The following is a 2,233-nucleotide window of genomic DNA, read 5'->3' on the forward strand; positions in this document are numbered from 1 at the left end:
TACTGGCACGTTCGATCTTTCCGGTAGGTATTTTATCGAGAGTTTTCATAAAAGGGTATAGGGTTACAAAAATGTCTCTTTGTACAGAAACTTTCCTAAATCGATAATGTTCTCCAGGGGCGTATTATCGAAAACGTCGAAAATGGTATTGATGGATTTTTCAATGACGATATCCGTTTTTTCGAAGCCTGGGGAGCCGTCGTTCATCCAAAATTTAAGCACGAACAAAAACTGCAACCAGGCACCTTCCGAGAAAATGGTGGGGTTGTGTTGGGTGATCTTTAGATTCTTATCCGCATTGCCATCATCGATCAGATCGGTAGCGAAGCCTTTAATATGACTTCTCAGTCCTTTTAACTGCTGCAGGTTCCTGAGCATGCCTTTACCTTCCCCGAGCGAAAAAAGCACATAGCTTCTGTTTAATGTCAACATCTCGAAAAAGGTGTAAAAGAAGGAAAGCATTTTATCTTTGTTGGAAAACCCATCATATTCCTTATTCTTAAGCAACAGGGTCTCTGTATTGGTATAGAATTTTTTCCAAATCGCCTTTTGAATCCCCTCCACCGACCCGAAAAATCCATAAAACTCGGATTCTTCGATCGTATTGGCTTTACAGAATTTGTAAATGGATTTCGGAACCGTTTCATGTTCCAGCACATAATCCATGTACATTCCTATAATATCGTCTTCGGTATTCTTTTTTTTTGCTTTCGTCTTAGCCATATACATTTAATTGTCATTCCCACACTTCGACGAAGTTTATAGTAATCCCAGTCGAAATGCTTGGTATAAACTACCGCGGGAATCCGTTGAATTCTCTAACAGATAAATTTACAGGTTATTCAAAGTAATCGTTGTTAAGGGATTACCAAATATGCCACCTATCAACAAAAACGTGCCCTCGAGTGAGGACACGTTTTCAAACAACCTAACCAATAAATAATCAAAACATGATTATGACTTAAATTCTTTCTCATAGCAATTTTTCCATAATCATTTCAAATATAGAACAAATGTTTAATCAATTGCAATATTCTTTAAACAAAAAAATGTTAAAGTTGTTTAGGATGGTCAGAGTATACGAACTCGTCTGATTTATTTGATCGGGTATGTCAGTTTGTCATTATTATAGGATGTGGTATTTTTTTTGACATTCGCCAGTATACAAATAGAGAAGAGCTTCCCTGTTTCAAGGGAAAGACAAATAAAAATATAATTTTATGGCTACAGGTAAGATTAACGTTTCGGTGGAGAACATTTTTCCGCTCATCAAGAAATTTTTATACAGCGACCACGAAATCTTTTTGCGGGAGCTGATATCGAACGCAACGGATGCGACCCTCAAACTAAGGCATATTACCGCGATCGGTGAGGCGAAAGTGGAATATGGGCATCCTATTATAGAGGTCAAGGTGGATAAGGAAGGGAAAAAAATCCATATTACCGATCAAGGTATCGGGATGACCGAGGAAGAGGTTAAGAAGTATATCAACGACATCGCCTTTTCAGGTGCCGAGGAATTTTTGAACAAATATGAAGATGGTGCCAAGGATTCAGGTATCATCGGGCATTTCGGACTCGGGTTCTACTCCGCTTTCATGGTCGCCGAAAAAGTTGAAATCCTCACGAAAAGTTACAAGGAAGATTCCGAAGCTGTGCATTGGAGCTGCGACGGATCGCCCAATTTCACCTTGAAAAAAGGAAAGAAAAAGGATCGTGGCACAGAAATTATCCTTCATATCGCAGAAGATTCCACCGAATTTCTAAAGGATAACCGAATTACCACCCTTTTGCGGAAGTATAACAAATTTATGCCGATACCCATCAAGTTCGGCACGAAAACGGAAACGCTTCCAAAGCCCGAAGGCGCCAAAAAAGAAGATAAGGCCCCGACCAAGGAAGTCGATAATATCATCAACAATCCCAACCCGGCGTGGACGAAACAGCCAGCGGATTTAGAGAACAAAGATTATAAGGAGTTCTACCGCGAACTCTACCCCATGCAGTTCGAAGAGCCCTTGTTTCATATTCATTTGAATGTGGATTATCCCTTTAATCTCACTGGAATATTGTATTTCCCGAAACTGACAAACGACCTTAACATCCAAAAAGACAGGATACAGCTGTACCAGAACCAGGTGTTCGTGACCGATAATGTTGAGGGTATTGTGCCAGAATTCCTAACGATGCTACGTGGTGTCATCGATTCACCGGATATTCCGTTGAACGTATC

Annotated in this window: 2 protein-coding genes; one reads left to right on the top strand and one right to left on the bottom strand. The window is 40.1% G+C overall.

The genetic code is table 11. The features are described from left to right. Nucleotides 1-63 precede the first annotated feature (63 nt). Nucleotides 64-723: a TetR family transcriptional regulator C-terminal domain-containing protein gene (locus ACEW8S_RS18400; RefSeq protein WP_373519568.1), complete on the bottom strand. Its 660-nt coding sequence runs from the start codon at nt 721-723 to the stop codon at nt 64-66. 497 nt (nt 724-1,220) lie between these two features. Between ACEW8S_RS18400 and htpG the strand changes: the two genes are divergently transcribed. Further along, on the top strand, nt 1,221-2,233 hold a 1,013-nt coding region (gene htpG / locus ACEW8S_RS18405; RefSeq protein WP_373519569.1), incomplete at its 3' end, for a molecular chaperone HtpG.

The organism is Pricia sp. (assembly GCF_041745955.1).
Classification (GTDB): Bacteria; Bacteroidota; Bacteroidia; order Flavobacteriales; family Flavobacteriaceae; genus Pricia.

Coding starts and splice junctions, on each gene's coding strand:
- ACEW8S_RS18400 (WP_373519568.1), bottom strand. CDS start 723: ATGGCTAAGACGAAAGCAAAAAAAAAGAATACCGAAGACGATATTATA.